Genomic DNA, 1,907 nt, shown 5'->3' with positions numbered 1-1,907 from the left:
TTGACTGTTGGTTTCAACTTGTTGGCTAACAATACACCATCTCTTGACATTTGGCCATACCCAGAGACAGGTCCGGTTAGTTCGAAGTTCATACCAATTTTGATAACTTCTTGACTAAAGAGTGTGAAGGTCATAATAACTACCAAAAACACCAAAACAACAGTTTTTCTCATGTTTTTCCCCTCCTCATATTATATGTGATACTGTCTTTAGAAACTCTAAAACACGTATTGTAACTAACTTTTAATACCTTCAATATTGTACTTTTACCTCCTCACTGTATAATTTATTTGATACCATATCTTTATTATCTTGTAAGGAGGTCATTCAATTGTCATTATACGGTAACTCTTCTCAACTCTACTTCGATTTCGTCTACTCTGATTATATGAAAGAACATTCTGAATTTAAGTACCTTCTCGATTTAATCGATATGATCGATTGGTCCGTTGTCCCAGATTTCAGTAATAAGATAGGCAGAACAGGGTACTCCCGTCGGGCTTTACTTAAAGCTATCTTCGTTCAGAAGGTTAAGGGGTTTACAGTAAGGGAGTTGATTCACTTCCTTAAGAGTAACCCTTCCTTCGCTAAATGCATCGGTTTCGATCCTATTATCAATTACGTTCCTTCTGAAGCTACTTTCTCTTCCTTTAAGAAGGAGTTTGGTCCTTCTTATTTGGATAAGGTTATCGTTTTTACCGTCCTTAAAGGCATCAAAGAGGGGATCTTTGATACCAGTTATCTTGTTGTTGATTCTTACCCCATTATCTTTAATTCTTTCTTCAACAACAAGAAGAGTCACGGTAAATTCAAAGATTACAAAGAGTACTATCGTTCCCCTTTAGAAGCAAATTTCGGCGTTAAACCTGTTTCTAATTCTAAACCTATCTACGATAAGTACGGTAACCCAAAGAACGCTATGTCTTATCTTGGTTACAAGGCTCATACTATCACTTTCCTAAACGTCCCTATCTTCACCGTGGTTTCCCCTGCTTCTGCCAATGACAAGAATTATGCTTTCATCCTTTTAGAAAAGGTTGTTAAGTATTTGGATCTTAGTGGGTTTAACTTCTTAGCTGATGCCGCATATGATTCAAGTGATCTTTACGATTACGTCCATTTGATAGCCGGTTCTATTGCTTTTATTCCTCTTAGGAATTCTTCTAAAAAAAGGTTAGTAGGTGAATGCGGTAAAAAACTTATTAAACATTCCCATTACCTTGAGAGTAAAAGAAACATATATAGAACCAAATTCGTTTGTGATGATCCTTCTAACTGTCCTTTGGGTAGGTCTAACTGTTATAGTTACAGAAACTATTCAAAGTATGATTTCCGCCATTTCCTTAACAGGGAATCTCCTTTCTTCAAAGAGATTTACAAGAAACGTACTCTCATTGAATCCATCTTTTCCAGGTTAGAAAGCAACAACGGTACTACTTCTTTGAAATATACAAACGCTGTGCAACTCGAATGCAACCTTTCTAACCTTTTCCTTATCGCTTCTGCTCTCTTAGCTCACAAGATGGGTAGAGATGATTTATTGTCTTCTCCTAAAACACTTATGTATGAAACAGCTTCTTAGCTTGTTTCTTTAGAAAGTTTAAATTCTCTTCAATACTTCCCAAATGAACGGTTATTCATTAACTGTACTTCTTTCATCTCTATTTTCCCTAAAAACTTCTTCAATTCTAATTACTTTCCAATTTTTTGAAGAATTACTTCGATTTTCAAAGAGCATTTTGGATAATTATCCAATATTTTAGTTCTTTTTCTTCTTGCCTTAACTTAATTTACCTTTAGTTAATCGTTGCTTTGACCTATTTCTGAAGTGGGTATGGATAAAAAGAAGTCCTCTGTTACTTCATTATCTTTTTCAATACCTTGTTTCCATTCCTCATAGGTAGGAT

The 1,907-nt window shown here is 35.1% G+C and carries 1 protein-coding gene; it reads left to right on the top strand.

Annotated features, from left to right (window positions below; translation table 11 throughout):
* Window positions 1-331 precede the first annotated feature (331 nt).
* Entirely contained in the window at window positions 332-1,582 is a 1,251-nt protein-coding gene (locus AA81_RS07705; protein ID WP_103898711.1) for a transposase, read from the top strand.
* Window positions 1,583-1,907: the final 325 nt, after the last annotated feature.

It is taken from the genome of Petrotoga halophila DSM 16923, from assembly GCF_002924615.1.
This window is presented reverse-complemented; position numbering and strand designations above follow the sequence as displayed.